The sequence below is a fragment of the Methylobacterium gnaphalii genome (assembly GCF_007992215.1).
Classification (GTDB): domain Bacteria; phylum Pseudomonadota; class Alphaproteobacteria; order Rhizobiales; family Beijerinckiaceae; genus Methylobacterium; species Methylobacterium gnaphalii.
In genome coordinates, this window is record NZ_BJZV01000023.1 from 46,560 (window position 1) to 63,471 (window position 16,912).

The window sequence follows — 16,912 nt, forward strand, 5'->3', positions numbered from 1 at the left end:
GAGGACCCTGCATGTCGACGCTTGCCGATGCCATGAACGACGCAACCGCCGCCGAGAATGCGGCGGTCGATGCTCTGAACGCAGCCGCCGCGCTGTTGCAGAACAAGGCCGCCCTCGCGGAAGGTGCAATCCAGAGCTTCCTGTACCGCGCCGCACAGGTGTTTTGGTACATCGATTTCAATACCGGCGTTGACGATGCCAATCACGGCAAGACGATCGGCGCGCCGTGCAAGACGATCGACTACGCGATTTCGCAGGCCGATCTCTCGGTGATCAACTGGTTCCTGTGCTTCACGGATCAGACCATCACGAAGGGTTGGGCGGCCGGCTCGGGCATCTTCGTGGTTGGCGCCCTGCGCAGCCCCGGCGTGTTCAACTCGCCCTGGACCTACACGCAGCGCCGGCTCAGTTTCGCCGCTGAGAGCGTCGACTCCCCCTATGTCGGCGGTGGCCGTCAGCCGGGCTACCTCAACCTGCTCGGCAGCTTCGCGATCTTTCAATCGCTCGAAGTCCGCCTGCCGGCCACGCCCGACGTGCTCGACAACAAGACGGTCCTGCGCGGCTACGGCGCCAGCGTGTCGTTCCTCAACTGCACCGTGACGATCGAGGACGCCAGCAAGGGTGTATCGATGTTCGAGTCCGGATATGGCCTGCAGTCCTATGTCGGCTTCACGAACACGACGCTCGGCACCGGCGCCGCTGGCCATATCTTCAAGGGCATCGCGGCCGGCGCCAATCCGAACAGCTCAGTCGATTACAGGTCAAACCTCACCTCCGCCTAAGCTTGAGCTGATCTCGAAAGCTTTCTCGAACTCTCATTTTTTTGGCTGCGGCCGGAGGATAAGACATGACTAATCTTGAAACGCGCAGCTTTTCGCTGATCGTCGGCGGCACACAATACATTGCCGCAACCCTGGCGCAGCTCGCCGAGCGCGGGGTTGCCCCGGCCGACGTCCTCGCGCTCGCCAAGCGGACCTTGACCGAGGACGTCGACGCCAGGGCCGAGGCGCTGCGCCTCTCGATCGCCACGCCCGGCGCCGGGCAGGCGATGGAATATCAGGAGACGCAGGCGCAGGCCTTCGCCGCTCTGCAAGCGTCCCCCGCCAGCGTGACGCCGGCGGCCTATCCGATGCTCGCGGCCTCGATCGGGATCGACATCGATCCGAGCACGAATGCCCCGGCGACCGACGTGCTCGGCGTGGCGCGCGCCGTGCAGAAGGCTTATGCGGCCTGGCTCGCCGCCGGCGCCGCGATCCGTGGCGCCCGTCTGCACGGCAAGGCCGCGATCGAGGCCGCCGCAACGCCTGCCGCCGCCGCGCAGGCCTTCGACGCGATCGACTGGCCTCCCCTCGGCTGATCCCTACCCTTCCCTGATCCTCCTCGAAAGGCTGGCCCGTGGCGCTGCTCGTCAACGCACAGATGACGCTTGCCTCGGCGCCAGGCACGGGCGATTTCGCGCTCTCGGCGGCAGTGGCGGGCGCGCAGACCTTCGCTGCGGCCGGCATGGTCGACGGCGCCTATTGCACCTATCGCGCCGAGGAAGGCGCCGGATGGGAAATCGGCGTCGGGCAATACAACGCCGCGGTGAAATTCCTCTCGCGCGCCTATGTGCTCGCCTCCTCGGCGGGCGCGAGTAAGGTGGCGTTCGGCGCGGCTGCCGTTGTTTCGCAGGTCGCCGCGCCGGCGGATCTCGGCCATTCCTTCCGGAACAAGCTCCATAACGGAATGCTCCGGATCAATCAGCGCAAGCTCACCGGCACGGTGACTTTGCCTGCCGGCGCTTACGGCCACGACGGCGTCAAGGCCGGCGCCTCGGGGGCCTCGTACACCCTTGCAACCGCCGCAAACGGTGACGGCACCATGACGGGTGCCGGCTCGGCCGCCAACACGGTCAAACGGATCGTCGAGGGCGTGTTCTACCTGCCGGACTCCGGCAGCTATGTGCTCACCTGGCTCGGCACGGCCACGGCGCGCGTCTATCCGAAGTCGTCGGGCAGCCCGCCCGCCTTCGCGGCCGGAATTGCGGTTGTGCTGCCGAACGGTGAGGCGGTGTCCGCGATGTCCGTCCCCGGCGTCGTGGCTGGCGCCGACCTTGTCGTCGAGTTCGATATCAGCTCGAGCAAGACGCTCGGGCGTCATCAGCTCGCCCTTGGTCTCTATCCGATACCGTTCGAGCGCCGTGACGATGAGCGGCGCCGGTGCCTGCGGTACTACCGCGAGGTGCCACTCGGCGATCGGCAATATGCGGACGCTGGCGGCCTCCTGATGGTGTACCGATGGGATGAGGAAATGGCCTCGGCCCCGATCGCCGTCATCGGAGCGCCCCTCTACTCGAACAACGTCGCCGCCGCCTTCGTCAGCTACGTCGACACGTCCTCGGCGCGCATCGGCTTTACGCAGCAAGCGGCGGGCTGGCTGCAGTACGATGGCTCTATGACGCTCTCCTCGGAGCTTTGAAATGATCAAAGCGCGTTTTGCCAATGCCGAGGGTGCCGGGGTCACGGTCGAATTGGCCGCCGGCGATCAGCTCGGTACGGTCTCCGGACCCGCTTCATTTTACCTGCCCGTCACGCATCCGACCTATGCCGACTTGCTCGCGCTGATCGCGGCAGGCTCGGCTGAGCCGGTCGCGGCTTTCGCGGCGCCGTCCGTCGTCGCGCCCGATAATCCGACGCTCTCGGATTGGCGCGTTGGCCTGACCTTATGGAAGCGGCCGGACGGGACACCTCGCATTGATGAGGTGACCGGCAAGGTCAACGCGCTGATCGCGGCGCCTGATGCGACGGGCGCGGTGCTCGGCAAGGTTGCCAAAGAGCGGCTCGAATTTGCCAACAACGTCCTGCGCGCGCAGCTCCTCGCGCTCGCGGGAGCCTTCGGGTTCACGCCCGATGATGTCGAGGAAAGTCTCTGGCGCGCCGACCGGGTGCGGCAGGGCGATCTCTCGGGCGTCTGGCCGCTACCGACGATCTGACGCGCCCGCCTTCCCTTCGACCCTTCCCCTGATCTTGGCCCGGCGCCCGCTGCGGCCAGCCCTGCCGGCGTGCCCGGCTCTCCCGGAGAACATCTATGCGTCTGATGAACCGCTTGGTCGGGGCCTTCGTCTCGGCCGCCGCCCTGATCGCCGGCTCGGCCCATGCCGAGCAGGCCGAGGCCAAGGGCGTTTATACGATTGAACATCGTAACGCCGCCGGCGAGCTGCTCTATTCCGAGGAGTTCAAGAACCTCGTCGTCACCTCGGGCAAGAACCTCTTGCTCGATACCTTCCTGTCTGGTTCGAGCTACACGGCCGCGCTCTATCTCGGCCTCGTCGACGGTGCCTCGGCCCCGACTTTTGCCGCCGCCGACACGTTGGCCTCGCATGCCGGCTGGACCGAAAATCAGGGCTACTCGAACGCCGGCCGCCCGGCCGCGACCTTCAACGCTGCCGTGGCCGGCGCCAAGGCGAGCGTGTCGATCGTCTTCAACATCAACGCCTCCGGCACGATCGCCGGGTGCTTCCTCTGCACGAGCGCCACGAAGGGCGGCACCACGGGGACGCTGATTTCCGCCGGCGCCTTCGCTGGCGGCAACCGCCTCCTGCAGTCGGGCGATACGCTGAGCGTGACATATAACCTCTCGGTCTGAGGTCCCGCTCTCCCGCAATACTTTCGAGGATCAAGACATGGTCAAAGGTGACAAGGCCCGCGTTCGCCCCGTGATTGTCGAGGGCGAAATCATCCGTGTGAAATTCGATGAGGAGACGGGCGCGAAGCTTGTTTTGCTCGGCTGGAACGATGCTGGCGAGGCACATGAGCGCTGGTTTTCTGAGGCCGAATTGGAGCCCGTCGCGGCTGCACCGGCCGTTTGATCTGATCACGCGGGCCGAGCCCGCCTCGCGCGGGATACTCTGGCATGATGCTCGGTCGCCGGCCGCTCGGCCTCGTGCCGAACGGCTCCGTTATCCGCAACCTGGCCTCGGCTCCGGCCGAGGCGCTTGCCGGATCTGACGCCCCCCTTTCGATGCTGGCTGGCAATGCCGCCCGTGCCGAGGCCGGCGCCGGCGCCGATGCCGCCGTGCCGGAGGCCTTGGTTGCGACCTCCGGCGCAGAAACGGGCGGTTCGCTCGACGCGCTCGCCCTCCTCCTGTCCCCTGTCGCCGCCGCCCTTGACGTCCTGGCCTCGGCCGAGGCGGCCTCCGGCGCGGCAAACGTGCAGGGCGCCGGAACCGACGCGGCGGCGGCCCTCAACGCTCTGGCGGCGACTCTCGACGCCGTCGGTGCATCGGCCGACGCCGCGACCGTCATCGGCACGCTCGCCATCCTGTTTCAGGCCGCCGCGCTCGTGGCCGAGGAACGGGCCGCGACGGACGTGGCGTCGACCCTGGCGGCGGCCGTCGCCGGACAGCCCGAGGCTGCCGACACGGCCGAGGTCCTGGCCGGGGGCGCCTCTGCTCTTTCCTCCGCCGCCGAGCTGGCGGCCGTCGTCGACGACGCGCGGCCCTTTGCCGAGGCGTCGGACGCCGTGACTTTCGCCGGCACCGTTGCGGATCTCGCGCGGGCGTTTGTCGCCTCGGATAACGCGGCCGTCGACGCGCTGGCCGCCCTCGACACGGCAGCCGGTCTCTACGCTGCCGGCATGGCGGCGTCAGATCCCCTCGCCGCCCTCGACGGCCCGGCGGCTCCTGTTCTCTCTCTCGCGCCGGCCCATGAAATCGGCCAGGTCGCCGATACGGTGTTCGGATCGCGGCCGACGCTGGTCACCCTCGCCGACGCCTTCGTGTTGGCCGACAGTGCCTCGGCCGCCTTCCGGCTCGTCGGGACCTCGGCCGAAGCCTTGGCGTCGATCGACGCCCTCCGGTCGCGCCTCGCCGTCTTTCCCTTCGCGCTCGAAGGCGCGGCGCTCGGCGAGGTCCTCGCGGCACGCTTGCGGGCGCAGCTGTCTTGGGCCGATCAGGGCGCGGCGGTCGAGGCGCTCTCCCTTGCCCTCCTCGCTCGATCGCGCCTCGCCGATCTCATGCCGGCGGATGATCTGTCTGCGGCCTCGCCCCTGGCCCGCGCCGTCGCGTTCCTCTCGCTGGCCGCCCTCGACGTGCCGGCCGCCGCCTCGATCGCGCTGGCTTCGGCCGGCGCCGCGCTTGCCGGTGCCGAGGTCCTCGCGGGCGCCCTATCCGCGCCGGTCTCCGGTGGCGATCTCGCCTCGCTGGCTGATACCGGCTCGGGCGCGGCGCTGCAGCGTGTCGCTGCGATCGAGCACGATAGCGCGGCGCTCGACCTCGGCCGTGCCGCGCTCCTCGTGCCTGGCGCCACGGCCGAGGGCGCGCCGGCGACCTCGACGGCCTCCGCAGGTCTCATAGCTGCTGCCCTGGCTGCCCTGGCGGTCGCGACAGCGGATCGGGGGCTTGCTGGCCTCGCGGGCATCACGGCGGCGGCCGAGGCTGCGGCGCCTGCCGACGCCCTGGCCCTCATCATCGCCCTGTCGGCTTCGGATGCCGGCGACGTCCTCGCGGCGGCCCTGGCGGCGGCGTCGATTCCGGCCTCTGGCGCGGAGCATGTCGAGCCGCGCGATGCCCTCGCCGGGCTCGCCTTCGTGCTGGCGGCTCGTGCCGATCCCCTGGCGCTCGCGGCTATGGCCTCTTGCGGCCTCGCTGTAGCGGGCGCGGCGTCTGACGACGTGGAGTCCGTCGAGGCTGCGTCCTACGGCCTGCGCGTCGCGAAAACCGGCGTGGAGGCCCTGCAGGCGGCCGAGGCGCTCGCCCTGGCGCTCACCCTCGCCGCCCGCGCCGGAGAGGCCTCTGTGACGCTCGACGGGCTCACGCTGGCGCTCCTGCGGCAGCGGATCGTGCGTCTCCTCGGCCGGCTCACCGGCCCGCGCATCCTTCCCGGCCGGCTCACCGGCCCGATCATCCTGAGAGGACGGCTCGGCGCCATGACGATCACGCATCCCGAGTTCGAGGTCGAGGTCGGCGACGGCTACCGCCTGCAGATCGCAATCGACCTCGGGCCAAACCAACCGGCCGACCTTGCCGGGGCGACCGCTGAGTTTGGCTATGGGCTCACGCCCGCGCCGGCCGACCGGCTCAACGCCGAGCGCGCCTCGGCCGCTGTCGGCTTCGGCACGGTCGGGTTGCGCGGCCTCACCTACCCTTCGGCGGAGATCTCCCTCTCTGCCGAGGAAACCCGGCTCCTGCCGCCCTGCACGCTGTTCCATTGGGCGTGCCGCGTGAGCCTGCCCGGCGCTGAACCCGACACGGTGGCGCGCGGCACCTTCCGCACCGCAGACGTCCCGATCTGAGCGTTGCAGCGCTCTCTCGCTTCACCCTTCCACTTCCGGCCGGGCCGCTCCTCACGAGCGGCCTTTTTTCGTGAGGATAGCCCGTGACCGCACCGTATTTCGGTTATCAGTCGACCTACCCCAACGACGACGTCGCCTCCGTTACCGGCGGCGATTATTCCAAGATCGGGCTGTGCTCGACGTCGAGCGACGCCGACGCCAGCGTGTTCCCGCTGAACGTGGCGGTTCGCTTCACCTCGACCGATCCGGCCTTTCTGTCAAAGATCGGCACCGGCGATCTCGCGGCTGCCCTCACCGGCATCAATGATCAGCTTGGCGGCTCCGGCGCCGACGTCGTTGTCGTGCGCGTGGCGGAGGGTGTGGCTGACGATGCCGAAACCAAGCTCGCGCAGACGCAAGCGAACATCATCGGCGACGCCGGCGCCGGCACCGGCCTTTGGGCGCTCCGCAATGCTCCGCAGACGGTCAAGGCGGCCTGTCACCTGTGGTATGCCGGCCATACCGCCGAGGCCGGCGTTGACGGCGCCGACAATCCGGTTCGGGCCGCGCTCGCTCACTTGCTTGAAGCCGCCAAGGCGATTGCGATCGTCGACGTCGATCCGACCTCTAAGGTGAATGCCATCGCCGCGCGCGAGCTGATGTCCTCGAAGCGCATGATGCCGATGGGCGTTGCCGCCAAGGTCTATGAGACCGTCAATGGTGCTGCGACCCTCGTCACGCGCCCGATGGCGCCGCGTGTCCTCGGCCTGATCGCTGCGACCGACAACAACTATCGCAACGGCATGCCGTTCGACTCCTTCGCCAACAAGCCGATCCTCGGCATTGCGGACATCAATCGCCCGATCGGGTTCGATATCGGCGACGGCTCGACCGAGGGGCAGCTCATGCTCGCCTCGGATATCGCGATCGTCGTGCAGGGCGAGAGCGCGAATGCCGGCGCCATCGCGGATGGTGGTTTCGTGTTCATCGGCTTCGAGTCGGCCGCCACAACCGCCGAATGGACGCAGATCCATCAGGTGCGCGGCGCCGACTATATCGATGAGGAGTTCGGCCTCCTCGCCCGCAAGTACCTCGGCGGTCGATACACCGCTCGCCGCGCCGAGAGCCTGCTCAAGAGCTTCGGCCAGGTGCTCGACGATCACGTCTATAACGAGGACATCGTCGGTTATCTGCTCAAGTATCCGACCGATCTCAACACGATCGCGCAGGTTACGCAGGGCAATTTCTCGATCCGGACCAATCAGGAACTCTATCCGATCATCCGGAAGATCAACAACGAGGTTCGCCACTATCCAGAGGCGATCACGGCGCTGGTCAATACGATCGTCGCCAACGTCGGCACGCAGAGCCGCACGGTTTCCTAACCGCCTCGCTGGTCCCTGTCCCGCGCCTTCGGGCGCGGGCTCCCTTTCGCTCGCTCCTGTCGCCACGCCTGAGAGGCCTAGCCCATGCAAGATTTGCTGTTGGTCGAGGAGGTCGACGTTCGTCGCCTCGACGATCCCGAGGATTCCCGCGTCTGCACCATCACCAAGATGCTGTTGCCGGCGATCAAGCTCAAGACCGCCGAGCATACTGCCGGCGGTGGCGTCGGCACGGTCAAGTACCGCCTGCCGATGATCGAGGCGCTCGAACCGACGATGTCCGTCAAGGGCCTCGACGTCGGCACGATCGCGGCGGCCGGCTTCATCCCCGGCGTCTCCGGCGGCTGGATCTTCGCGGCTTCGGTGCGCAACACCTCGACGAACAAGATCGTCCCCTTGCGCGCCACGGTCAAAGGCGTCGTGACCGAGTACACGCCGGGCGAGCATACGCCGGGCGAGCTGCTCGACGTCGACCATGCCTTTCACGAGGTCACGGATTACGAACTCGTCGTGGACGGCGAGCAGTGGTTCAAGTTCAGCGCCCGAGGCCGCGAGCTGGTCATGTACGGCGTCGACCTGTTCGAGCAGTACCGCACCGCGCTCGGCGTCTGATCGCCCTCCCCAATACGTCATCAGCGGCGGCCGGCATTCCGGCCGCTGCCCCATGTCCTCGCGCCCGGTTCACGTCTCGCCATGGATTTCGCCCAACTCGCTCCCGTCTCGAAGGCGGAGGCTGCCGCCGCCGGCGTCGCTGTCGCTCCCGTCGCCTCGCCTGCCGCCGCCCCTTCCGTTGCTCCCGTCTCGGTCGAGCCGATCGCGGCCCTCCCCGAGGAGGAGCCGCAGTTCCTCGACGAGGAGGTGCGCCGTCGCGTGGTTCTACTCGATCACCCGATGCGCTTCGCCGGCCGCGAGTATCGTGCGATCCATCTTCGCCGGATGGCCGCGCGCGACGTCGGCCGGTACTTCGAGCAGCTCGCCGAGCTGGCCGCGAAAGATCCCGGTGCCAAGCTCCTGTTTCCGATCTTCTATCACGAGGACGGAAGCCCGGTGCCGCCGAAGGTGCTCGACCGGCTCGACGCGAGCGATGACGAGCGCGTGATCGAGGAGGCGCAGGATTTTTTGCCGCCCCGGTTGCGGCGGCTCAAGGCCTGACCGTAACCGCACTCAATCCCGAGCATTGGCGAGTATATCGCGCAGTCATCATGAAGGAAATCGGCGGTTCTCGCGCAGAACTCGACGTGATGCCCTGGGATGACTTTGCGCGCGAATACTTCCTCGCCCTCAAGATCCAAAAACTAAGGAAGCGCTAAGCCATGGGAAACCTGACGTCGACCCTGAGCATTCGGCTCAACGACGACGTCTCCGGCCCGGCCGCACGCGCTGCCGGCGCCCTGCACAAGCTCGGCGCCTCCGGCAACGATCTGAAAAAGCTCGGCGCCGCCTCTCCGGAGACTGCGCGCCTCATCGCACAGCTCGAAAAGCTCCGTGCCGAGGCGGAGAAGATTGGCAAGATCCGCACGGCCCTCGACGGCGTGAAGGCCTCCGGCGCGGCGTATCGAGAGGCGCGCCAGGACGTCACCCGTCTTACCGGCGAGCTGGCGAAGGCTCGCACCACGGCCGAGGCGCTCAAGGGTGTCAAGGGAAAGGCGGAGGAGCGCGGCAAGGCCGAGGAGGAGGTGCGCCGGCTCGATCGTGCCTTGCGGCGCGCGACGAGCAACGTCGACACAACGAAGGACGCTTTCCGCGCCAGCGGCCAGGCGCTTCGCACGGCCCGCGCCGAAATGACCTCGGCCGGTGTGTCGGCCAAGAGCTTATCGGCAGCCGAGACGGCGATCGGCGCGGCAGCAGCCAAGACGAACGCCGAGCTGGCAAAACAGATCGGTCTGCTCGACCGCGTCTCCTCGCACGCGACCTCCCTGGCGAAAGCCAATCGCGACATGACGCGCGCCATGGGCGAGTCTGCCCGCGCGCAGAACCGCCAGATCGAGGCGCAGACCCGGCAGCGCGACGCCTCCCGACGCCTGGTCGACGGCATGAGCCTGCCGGCACGCGCCGCCCGCGCAGAGGCCCGCGTCGCTCGCGCAGAGGCCGCGAGCGCCCGTGCCGAGCTGCTCGAAGCCCGCCGCCAGGCCCGCAAGGAAACGCTTGGCCTCATTGCCGGCGCCGCCGGCGTCAAGGCCGCGCACGGCGTCGGCCACGGCGCGCACGCCTCCCTCGAAACTTATCGGGAGTTCGACCGCGAGCGTCGGTTCGGCAAGGCCGTGATGGGCCTCACGGATGAGGAGCAAGAGCCTCTCATCAAGCAGGCGATCCACATGGGCGCCTCGACGAAATACAATGACGTTCAAGTCTTGGAGTCACAGCGTGAGCTTGCGGCGCGCGGCCTGAATAAAGATCAGGTCATGGGCCTGATGGAACCGGCGGCCAATCTCGGCCAATCGCTCGATCTGAGCTTGCCGGCTGCCGTCAAGCAAATGGAAGGCGCGCTGTTCGGCTTCAAAAAGGATATCTCGACCACGGAAGCCGCCAAGTATTCGGCCCGCCAGACGGCGGATCTGCAGGTCAAGGCGGCCAAGGTCTCCGGTATGACGCCGGAGGATCTCACGCAGGCCTATAAGTACGCAGCCACGCCCGCCCGCATGGCTGGCGTGAGCGAGGAAATGATGCTCGCTTTCGCGGGCATCTCGAAAAAGGCCAACATGGGCGGCGACGAGTCCGGCGTCGCCTTTCGTGCCCTGATCGCCAACGCCGTGTCGCCGACCCGCAAGGGCAAAGAGGCGATGCTCGCGAATGGCCTCGATTACAAAAACTATCAGCGCAACCCTGATAGCCTCAAGCTCGACCCGTTCGTGAAGAACATCGCCGCGCAGTACGGCGTCGAACTCAATAAGTCGTCGCGCGAAGGTCTTGGCAAGATCTTCGCGGATAAGGACGTGATCAGTGATCCGTCGAAGTTCGCCCCGGCGGTGACCAAGCTTCTGAGCGACACGCTCGGCGGCGACGACGCCAAGTCGAAAAAGTCGATCGCGGGCGCGGCCAACCGCTACCGCGACGCCTCTATGCAGAGCGTCGACGTCAACGCGCTCATGGCCGACCTCATGAAAAAGCTGCCGGGCAACCTGCAGCTCGCGAACGCCCTGTTCGGCTCGAAACAGGGCTCTCGCATCGCAACGGCGCTTGGAGACCCGGCGACGGTCAATCACATCGTCGACGAGCTGAAAAACCATTCGGAGGGCTTCTCCGAAAAGATCTCGGCCGAGCGCATGGCCGGTTTCGACGGCGCCGTGTCCCGGTTCGAGGGCGCGGTCAAAAACCTCGAAACCTCGATCGGTCGCGCCTGGGACAGCAATGGCTCCGGCGGCCCGCTCACGGCGCTCACGAACATGGCTGGCAAGGCCACGCAGGCGCTCGCCGAGCTGTCGCCCAACGCCACCATGGCTGCCTCTGGCCTGGCGGCGATCGGCGGCCTGGCGGCGGGCCTCTATGGCACGTGGAAGATTGCCAAGACCGTGCTCGGCTTCGGCTCGGGTGTCGCGCTCACGGCCTCGGCCACGGCGCTCGACGCCTCGGCGGCGGCCCTTACGGCGGCGGCAGCGAAGCTCGCGGGCGGCAGTGTCGTCGACAATGCCTCGAAGGCGGCGAGCGCTGCGCCGGGAGCGGCCTCGGCGGCTCCGGCGCTGGCGGCGGCCGGCGTGGTCGGCGCGGCGATCGGCACGGCCGCCGGTGGCGCTTTCGCGGTTTATGCCACCACGAAGCAACTGCCGAAGATGGCGGCCGAGCACGGCGCCTCCGGCCTCGACTATGCCACGGGCGGCGCCATGGACGGGAACCCCATGGCGGGGCTCGCCCCGGAACGGCCCTACGTGCGCGATTGGTGGAAGCGGACGGCGCCGACCTGGCTCGGCGGCGACAAGGCTGGCACCGGGCAGTCAGCATCTCCCGTCGAGATCGATACGTCTGGCGCCGAGGAAAAGCTCCGGGCTCTCTCCGATCAGACCGTGGCGCCGAAGGCTGACGCCTCCTCGCTCGATCAGATCGGCACCAAGGCGGACGAGGCCAAGCAAAAGCTCGGGGAGGTCTCCTCGACGACGGTCGCGCCGCAGGTCGATACGAGCGGCCTCGATACCGCCATCGCGAAGGCGGGGCAGCTCAAGGCGGCGCTCGCCTCGGCCGGCTCGGCTATGTCCGCGCTTGGCTCCGGCCGGGTGCGCCAGGCGCAGAGCGACAATCACTAGAACAGAGGGTGAGCGATCATGTTGTGGCAGATTGGATCGCTCACCCTCGATACCTTCACCCTCCCCTCGGATGACGTCGAGGAGGAGGTGTCGGCCGACTTCGCGAAGCACCCGCTTATCGCGACCCGGAAAGATTACGAGTTCGCCGGCCCCGGCGACGATCCCCTCGAAATCTCGGGCAAGATCCTGCCCTTCCATGTCGGCGGATTGGCTGAGTTCGAGTTGGCCAAGGCCCTCTGCACGTCGGGCGAGCCGCAATTCGTAATGCGCGGCGATGGCCAGGTGTTCGGCTGGCATCAGATCATGAGCGTGCGCGGCCGTCACAAGAGCATCGGCCCGAGCGGCGTCGGCTTCGAGGTCGAATGCACGATCCGCTTGGAACGCTGCGGCGAGGCCGGCTCGGATGCCGGCGCCGGCCTCATCGATACGATCATCGGACTGTTTGGGTGAGCCATGCCGCAACGTGTGACCGTGCAGCGCGTCGGCACGACGCTCGATCTCCTGTTGTTTCGCGCCTACGGACGGCGCGGCAACACCTCCGCCATGCTGTCGAGCGCCTACGCGCTCAATCGTGGCATCGCCAGGCGCGGCACGGTGCTTCCGCTCCTGACGCCGGTCCTCCTGCCTGATCTCGACACGTCGAAGCCCGCGACGAAGCGGGCGGCCGTCAACCTGTTCGGGGATACCTGATGCCGTTCTCTGTCGAGTGGCAGATCAGCGTCGGCGGGATCGACTGCACGAGCCGTATGAATCCATACATGGAAGCGATCGAGTGCAGCGGCCATGCCGGCGGCAAGTCGGACAGCGCCCGCCTGACCTTCAACGACAATGGCGGGCAGCTCATCCTCCCGCAAAAGAACTCGCCGGTTACGATCGTGATCGAGGGGCGGACGCGCTTCAAGGGCTACACGGACGCGCCCGAGCACGTTACCTCGCGCGGCGGCGGCCGAACCCTGGAAATCTCCTGCTCGGCGATCGACAAGACCGGCAAGACCAAGCAAAAGGTTCACCTTCATAAAGATGATGCGACGCTCGAAGACTTCCTGAAAGAGTGGGCGCAGAAATCAGGTCTTTCTGGGATCAAGGTCGATCCACAATTCGCCAATATCAAGCGGCCCTATTGGTCGACGCGCGGGCGTCATTTCCAGCGCGGCGCGCAAATGCTGGCCGACGAACTCGGCGCGACGTTCAAGATCCGGGGCGATCAGGCGGTGTTTGCCGCGCGCGGATCGGGCGCGGCGCCCGGCGGCGGCTCGACGCCGACGATCCAAGCGATTTACGGCGTCAACCTGATCGAGAGCCGCATGCGTCCCTATGAGGGCCGCCAGCGCTACGCCAAGGCGCGCACCCGGTACTATGACCGGGCGCAATCGAAGTGGCTCTATAAGGACGTCGAGATTGGCGACGCGCCGGGCTCCTCGCAAACCCTCGATCTCACTGGTGAGGATCGGCCTGACGCGGACTCCTCTGAACGGTCGGCCAAGGGCCGCAAGACGAACTCGGAGCGCGAGGGCGGCTCCGGCTCGCTCACGATCTCCTACAATCCCGACGTCGAGGTCGAGGGGACCTGTCTGCTCATCGGCGTGCGTCCCGGCGTCGACGGTCCCTATCGGATTGAGAGCTGGACCGACAAGATTAACCGCGATGGGGGCGCCGAAACCTCCCTCGAAGTGAAGCAACCGCAAGGCGATACCGGCAGCGATACGCGTTCGGCCGGCTCATAGCCTCGATGGTTCGCACCTCCGAACCACAGAACCTTCTAACCTCATAAGGTCATAAGCTTATGCTCATCCTGCAGCGCCTCGCGCTGCGGGCCGCCTTCGCGTGCCTCGTGCTCGCGAACGCGCCCGCTCGTGCCGAAACCGCATCCTGGTATGGGGCTGAGACCTGTCGCGGCAAGCGCGACTGCCGCACCGCCAACGGCGAGCGCTTCGCGCCTGGTGGCCTGACCGCGGCGCATCGGAGCCTGCCGTTCGGCACCCGGCTCCGCGTCACCAACCACGCCACCGGCCGATCCGTCGTCGTTCGGATCAATGACCGCGGCCCCTTCATTCGTGGGCGCTCGATCGACCTCTCGCGGGGCGCGGCGCGCGCGATCGGCTGCGCCGGCGTCTGCCATGTCAGCCTTGCCCGCGGCGGCTGACATGGCTTCGGCCCGCCTCGCCCTCCGGGCCGCCCTCGCCTGCCTGGTGCTCTCGATCGAGCCGGCGCGTGCGCAAGCGCGCCGGCCGGTCCCGGCTCTGGTTCATCGGCCGCCGCCCGCCCCGCCCTTCGTGCCGACGGCGGCCCTGTCGAGTCTCAGGCTTGGGTCGTCGGTTCCCCGGCAGCTCTTGCTCCTCGATCGCTGCCCCGGTGCCTGCACCTGGGAGCTGAACGATTTCGCGCTCGTGCGCGTGACGATCTCAGTCGGCTTCTGACGTCCGAACCTCCTAACCTTCAAACCTCCGGAGTTCCGAACCATGTCGAAGGACGGGTTTGCGCGCGCCTATGCTCGCGTGCGTGTCTACGAGGGCGGCAACGTCGACGATCCGCACGATCCCGGCGGCCGCACCTCCCGCGGTGTGACGCAGCGGGTCTATACCGCGTGGCTTCGCCGGCAGAAGCTCCCAGACGCCGACGTGTGGAAGGCGCCGGACGCCCATATTCAGGGGATCTATCGCGAACTCTATTGGGATCGCTGCCACTGCGACGAGCTGCCGGCCGGCGTCGACTTCATCGTGTTCGACAGCGCCGTGAACTCCGGCACCGGGCAGGCCGGCCGATGGCTGCAGCGCGCGCTCGAGGGCTACACCGGCGCCGTCGACGGCAATCTGTCCGCCGTCACCCTGCAGGCGGTCAACGACGACGCCGACAACGATGCGCTGATCGGCCGGATGCTTGCCCGCCGCCTCGGCACCCTGCGCGGCCTCAAGACGTGGGGCCGCTACGGCAAGGGATGGTCCGCCCGGATCGCGAACGTGCAGAAGATCGGGCAGGCTTGGGCGACTGGCTCCGTCGGCCCCGATCCCGTCGCGGTCGATCAGCTCGGCGGCCACCGCAAGGCCGTCGTGTCTGAGGACACCATGCGCCGGCCGCTGCTGGGCACGACGTCGACCACGATCACGACGGGCGCCGCTTCGGTCGCCTCCGTCGCCTCGGAGACCGCGACGCAGTTCGAGGCCTTCCGCGAGCTGTTCTCGTGGATGCCCTACGTGCTCGGCGGCCTCGCCGTCCTGGCGGCCGCTGCCGGCATCATCGTCAAGCTCGGCCATGCCGCCGCGGATCGCGCCCGCGAGGGCGACGACGTGAAGCCGGTCGACCCGACGGCCGACGAAGACGCGACGCCAGTCGCGGTCAACGACAACGTGCCGGCCGAGGCCTCGCCTCAAGCGGCGGAGGCGGCGTGATGGCCGCCCTCGCCTCTCTGGCGCTCCGGATCGGCTCGGCGGGGGCGTCTGCCCTCGGCGTGTCACTTCCCGTGCTCGCCATCCTCGCCGGGCTCGCCCTCGGCGCCGGTCCCGCTGGCTTCATCGGCCTGCGGCTGGGACAGGCGCTCGGCTACCGCGCTGGCGTCGCCGCAGCCGATCGCACGGTGGACCTCAACCGCATGGCTCGCGACCTCGCCGAGGCGCGCGTCGACCTCGACGCGGAACGGGCGGCCTCTGCGTCGGCGCGGGCCGATGCGCAACGCAACGCCGCGGCTCAGGCCAAGGCCGAGAAACGGAACGATGCCTATGCTCGCGAACTCGCGGCGCGCGGCCCTCTCGGGGCTTGCGGCCTGTCTAACGCTGACCTGCGCCGCCTGCGCGTCAACGACTGGCTTGTCGCGCCCGACGGCCGGCGCGCGAAGCCTGCCCCCCGTCGCTGACATCATCGCCGCCCCTGCCCCGCGCCCGGTTCCCGGCAGAGGCGAGGATGCGCGCCTCTTCGCGCGCAGGGCGCTCGATTACGGCGACGCGAACGCCGCCGGTCTCCTGCAATCCGGCGAGCGCTACGGCGCCCTCGCCGAGCGCATGGCGCACCCGCAGGCCTCCGACTGACGCCGGGGAGCCATGGCTCCCCGTCCCCTCCCCGGCCCGCCAGTTCCCTCGAGTGTAATTCCATGTCCGAAACACTGCCGGCTCCTGCCGTGGAGCCGCCGAACATCATGGCGATAGCGCTCGCCAGGGCGGCGGCCGAACTCGCCCTGCAGGATGTCGGCAAGCGCGCGGGCGCTACGCTCGATCGTGATGCCGTCGAGGAGATCGTCGACGAGGCCCTGCGCGAGGCCTTCAAGCGGATCGGCGTCGACCTCTCCGATCACAAGAGCATTGCGGCGTTCAACACCACGATCGCCCATGCGGAGCGCAACCGCACGCTATGGGACCGGATCGGCGGCCTGATCCTCACCGGCCTCGTGACGGCGATCGTCGGCGTCGTTCTGACGGCGCTCGGCAAGTATGCGGTCGGAGGCTTCAGATGAGGCCTTTCGTCTGGCTTTTCCGGATCGCCGTCGCGATCGGCCTCCTGATCGAGGTCTACTTTCTCACGCTGTGGATCGGCCCCGACCTCGAGGCTGCGCTCGCGCCCGTTCTGCGAAATCACGAATTCTCGGCCGTGACGCGGCCTGAATACGGCCGGCTCCTGTGCTTCACCCTCACGGTCGACAAAGTCCGCGAGGCCTCGATCGAGGATGCTGGCTGGACCTTGCGCGGCGCCGGCCGGATCTATCCCTACCAGCGGGTCCGTACCGTGGCGGACAGTCAAGGCGTCGAGGACGGCCTGGCTCGCCGTCCGGTCGGCTCTGGTCACTGGACGCGCAAATGCATCGATCTGCCCGCTGGCCTGATCGACCGGCCCCTGACGCTCACCGGCTTTGCCGAGTACCGCACCGCCGCCACGGGACAGTTCTGGACGGTTCGTCAGCGAACGCCGGAGGTGATCATCCCATGATCAGATGCGAACTCATGGCCTCCGCCTTCCTGGCGACGCTCGTCGAGGCCTCCGGGGGCGACCTGCGAGCGGCTTTCGCTCACCTGTGTTCCCGCGTCTCTCCCGCCGATCTCGACGGCGAGGATTTCCAAACCG

At 67.9% G+C, this 16,912-nt stretch carries 21 protein-coding genes; all 21 read left to right on the forward strand.

The window, feature by feature from the left end; all coding sequences use genetic code 11:
- Nucleotides 1-11 precede the first annotated feature (11 nt).
- Nucleotides 12-782: a hypothetical protein gene (locus MGN01_RS18120; protein ID WP_147048233.1), complete on the forward strand. Its 771-nt coding sequence runs from the start codon at nucleotides 12-14 to the stop codon at nucleotides 780-782.
- Nucleotides 783-847: 65 nt separating this feature from the next.
- Entirely contained in the window at nucleotides 848-1,357 is a 510-nt protein-coding gene (locus tag MGN01_RS18125; RefSeq protein ID WP_174804603.1) for a hypothetical protein, read from the forward strand.
- A 38-nt stretch (nucleotides 1,358-1,395) separates the two neighbouring features.
- The gene (locus tag MGN01_RS18130) at nucleotides 1,396-2,457 is read left to right on the forward strand and encodes a hypothetical protein (protein ID WP_147048234.1); all 1,062 of its coding nucleotides are present in this window, start codon (nucleotides 1,396-1,398) and stop codon (nucleotides 2,455-2,457) included.
- A gap of 1 nt (nucleotide 2,458) precedes the next feature.
- Nucleotides 2,459-2,971: a hypothetical protein gene (locus MGN01_RS18135; protein ID WP_147048235.1), complete on the forward strand. Its 513-nt coding sequence runs from the start codon at nucleotides 2,459-2,461 to the stop codon at nucleotides 2,969-2,971.
- A 95-nt stretch (nucleotides 2,972-3,066) separates the two neighbouring features.
- Nucleotides 3,067-3,624: a hypothetical protein gene (locus tag MGN01_RS18140; RefSeq protein WP_147048236.1), complete on the forward strand. Its 558-nt coding sequence runs from the start codon at nucleotides 3,067-3,069 to the stop codon at nucleotides 3,622-3,624.
- Nucleotides 3,625-3,661: 37 nt separating this feature from the next.
- On the forward strand, nucleotides 3,662-3,847 hold the full coding sequence (locus MGN01_RS18145) for a hypothetical protein (RefSeq protein ID WP_147048237.1): 186 nt from the start codon (nucleotides 3,662-3,664) through the stop codon (nucleotides 3,845-3,847).
- 44 nt (nucleotides 3,848-3,891) lie between these two features.
- Nucleotides 3,892-6,270, forward strand: coding sequence for a hypothetical protein (locus tag MGN01_RS18150; RefSeq protein ID WP_147048238.1), 2,379 nt, complete (start codon nucleotides 3,892-3,894; stop codon nucleotides 6,268-6,270).
- Between the two features lie 83 nt (nucleotides 6,271-6,353).
- The gene (locus tag MGN01_RS18155) at nucleotides 6,354-7,634 is read left to right on the forward strand and encodes a phage tail sheath protein (protein ID WP_147048239.1); all 1,281 of its coding nucleotides are present in this window, start codon (nucleotides 6,354-6,356) and stop codon (nucleotides 7,632-7,634) included.
- A gap of 84 nt (nucleotides 7,635-7,718) precedes the next feature.
- Nucleotides 7,719-8,243 (forward strand): phage major tail tube protein, encoded by a 525-nt coding sequence (locus MGN01_RS18160; RefSeq protein ID WP_147048240.1) that lies wholly within the window; start codon nucleotides 7,719-7,721, stop codon nucleotides 8,241-8,243.
- Nucleotides 8,244-8,324: 81 nt separating this feature from the next.
- Nucleotides 8,325-8,783: a phage tail assembly protein gene (locus MGN01_RS18165; RefSeq protein ID WP_147048241.1), complete on the forward strand. Its 459-nt coding sequence runs from the start codon at nucleotides 8,325-8,327 to the stop codon at nucleotides 8,781-8,783.
- Nucleotides 8,784-8,944: 161 nt separating this feature from the next.
- A complete protein-coding gene (locus MGN01_RS18170) occupies nucleotides 8,945-11,866 on the forward strand; it encodes a phage tail tape measure protein (RefSeq protein ID WP_147048242.1) in 2,922 nt (973 codons plus the stop codon).
- An 18-nt stretch (nucleotides 11,867-11,884) separates the two neighbouring features.
- Nucleotides 11,885-12,316, forward strand: coding sequence for a phage tail protein (locus tag MGN01_RS18175; protein WP_147048243.1), 432 nt, complete (start codon nucleotides 11,885-11,887; stop codon nucleotides 12,314-12,316).
- Nucleotides 12,317-12,319: 3 nt separating this feature from the next.
- A complete protein-coding gene (locus MGN01_RS18180) occupies nucleotides 12,320-12,556 on the forward strand; it encodes a tail protein X (RefSeq protein WP_147048244.1) in 237 nt (78 codons plus the stop codon).
- Entirely contained in the window at nucleotides 12,556-13,590 is a 1,035-nt protein-coding gene (locus MGN01_RS18185) for a phage late control D family protein (protein WP_147048245.1), read from the forward strand. The genes MGN01_RS18180 and MGN01_RS18185 overlap by 1 nt, the downstream gene beginning before the upstream one ends.
- A gap of 59 nt (nucleotides 13,591-13,649) precedes the next feature.
- Complete coding sequence (locus MGN01_RS18190) at nucleotides 13,650-14,009, forward strand: septal ring lytic transglycosylase RlpA family protein (RefSeq protein WP_147048246.1); 360 nt, start codon at nucleotides 13,650-13,652, stop codon at nucleotides 14,007-14,009.
- A gap of 1 nt (nucleotide 14,010) precedes the next feature.
- The gene (locus MGN01_RS18195; protein ID WP_147048247.1) at nucleotides 14,011-14,283 is read left to right on the forward strand and encodes a hypothetical protein; all 273 of its coding nucleotides are present in this window, start codon (nucleotides 14,011-14,013) and stop codon (nucleotides 14,281-14,283) included.
- Nucleotides 14,284-14,325: 42 nt separating this feature from the next.
- A complete protein-coding gene (locus tag MGN01_RS18200) occupies nucleotides 14,326-15,252 on the forward strand; it encodes a glycoside hydrolase family 108 protein (RefSeq protein ID WP_147048248.1) in 927 nt (308 codons plus the stop codon).
- Nucleotides 15,252-15,713: a hypothetical protein gene (locus tag MGN01_RS18205; protein WP_147048249.1), complete on the forward strand. Its 462-nt coding sequence runs from the start codon at nucleotides 15,252-15,254 to the stop codon at nucleotides 15,711-15,713. The genes MGN01_RS18200 and MGN01_RS18205 overlap by 1 nt, the downstream gene beginning before the upstream one ends.
- A complete protein-coding gene (locus MGN01_RS18210; protein WP_147048250.1) occupies nucleotides 15,667-15,885 on the forward strand; it encodes a hypothetical protein in 219 nt (72 codons plus the stop codon). Before MGN01_RS18205 ends, MGN01_RS18210 begins: the two co-directional genes overlap by 47 nt.
- A gap of 62 nt (nucleotides 15,886-15,947) precedes the next feature.
- Nucleotides 15,948-16,307 (forward strand): hypothetical protein, encoded by a 360-nt coding sequence (locus tag MGN01_RS18215; protein WP_147048251.1) that lies wholly within the window; start codon nucleotides 15,948-15,950, stop codon nucleotides 16,305-16,307.
- Nucleotides 16,304-16,777, forward strand: a complete 474-nt coding sequence (locus MGN01_RS18220) for a hypothetical protein (RefSeq protein WP_147048252.1) — start codon at nucleotides 16,304-16,306, stop codon at nucleotides 16,775-16,777. Before MGN01_RS18215 ends, MGN01_RS18220 begins: the two co-directional genes overlap by 4 nt.
- The last annotated feature ends 135 nt before the right edge of the window (nucleotides 16,778-16,912 follow it).

Bases quoted from the DNA above. Each gene is read 5' to 3' on its own strand.
- MGN01_RS18145 (WP_147048237.1), top strand. From the start codon at position 3,662: ATGGTCAAAGGTGACAAGGCCCGCGTTCGCCCCGTGATTGTCGAGGGC.
- MGN01_RS18185 (WP_147048245.1), top strand. From the start codon at position 12,556: ATGCCGTTCTCTGTCGAGTGGCAGATCAGCGTCGGCGGGATCGACTGC.
- MGN01_RS18170 (WP_147048242.1), top strand. From the start codon at position 8,945: ATGGGAAACCTGACGTCGACCCTGAGCATTCGGCTCAACGACGACGTC.
- MGN01_RS18120 (WP_147048233.1), top strand. From the start codon at position 12: ATGTCGACGCTTGCCGATGCCATGAACGACGCAACCGCCGCCGAGAAT.
- MGN01_RS18150 (WP_147048238.1), top strand. From the start codon at position 3,892: ATGATGCTCGGTCGCCGGCCGCTCGGCCTCGTGCCGAACGGCTCCGTT.
- MGN01_RS18140 (WP_147048236.1), top strand. From the start codon at position 3,067: ATGCGTCTGATGAACCGCTTGGTCGGGGCCTTCGTCTCGGCCGCCGCC.
- MGN01_RS18180 (WP_147048244.1), top strand. From the start codon at position 12,320: ATGCCGCAACGTGTGACCGTGCAGCGCGTCGGCACGACGCTCGATCTC.
- MGN01_RS18220 (WP_147048252.1), top strand. From the start codon at position 16,304: ATGAGGCCTTTCGTCTGGCTTTTCCGGATCGCCGTCGCGATCGGCCTC.
- MGN01_RS18200 (WP_147048248.1), top strand. From the start codon at position 14,326: ATGTCGAAGGACGGGTTTGCGCGCGCCTATGCTCGCGTGCGTGTCTAC.
- MGN01_RS18215 (WP_147048251.1), top strand. From the start codon at position 15,948: ATGTCCGAAACACTGCCGGCTCCTGCCGTGGAGCCGCCGAACATCATG.
- MGN01_RS18190 (WP_147048246.1), top strand. From the start codon at position 13,650: ATGCTCATCCTGCAGCGCCTCGCGCTGCGGGCCGCCTTCGCGTGCCTC.
- MGN01_RS18125 (WP_174804603.1), top strand. From the start codon at position 848: ATGACTAATCTTGAAACGCGCAGCTTTTCGCTGATCGTCGGCGGCACA.
- MGN01_RS18135 (WP_147048235.1), top strand. From the start codon at position 2,459: ATGATCAAAGCGCGTTTTGCCAATGCCGAGGGTGCCGGGGTCACGGTC.
- MGN01_RS18195 (WP_147048247.1), top strand. From the start codon at position 14,011: ATGGCTTCGGCCCGCCTCGCCCTCCGGGCCGCCCTCGCCTGCCTGGTG.
- MGN01_RS18160 (WP_147048240.1), top strand. From the start codon at position 7,719: ATGCAAGATTTGCTGTTGGTCGAGGAGGTCGACGTTCGTCGCCTCGAC.
- MGN01_RS18165 (WP_147048241.1), top strand. From the start codon at position 8,325: ATGGATTTCGCCCAACTCGCTCCCGTCTCGAAGGCGGAGGCTGCCGCC.
- MGN01_RS18175 (WP_147048243.1), top strand. From the start codon at position 11,885: ATGTTGTGGCAGATTGGATCGCTCACCCTCGATACCTTCACCCTCCCC.
- MGN01_RS18205 (WP_147048249.1), top strand. From the start codon at position 15,252: ATGGCCGCCCTCGCCTCTCTGGCGCTCCGGATCGGCTCGGCGGGGGCG.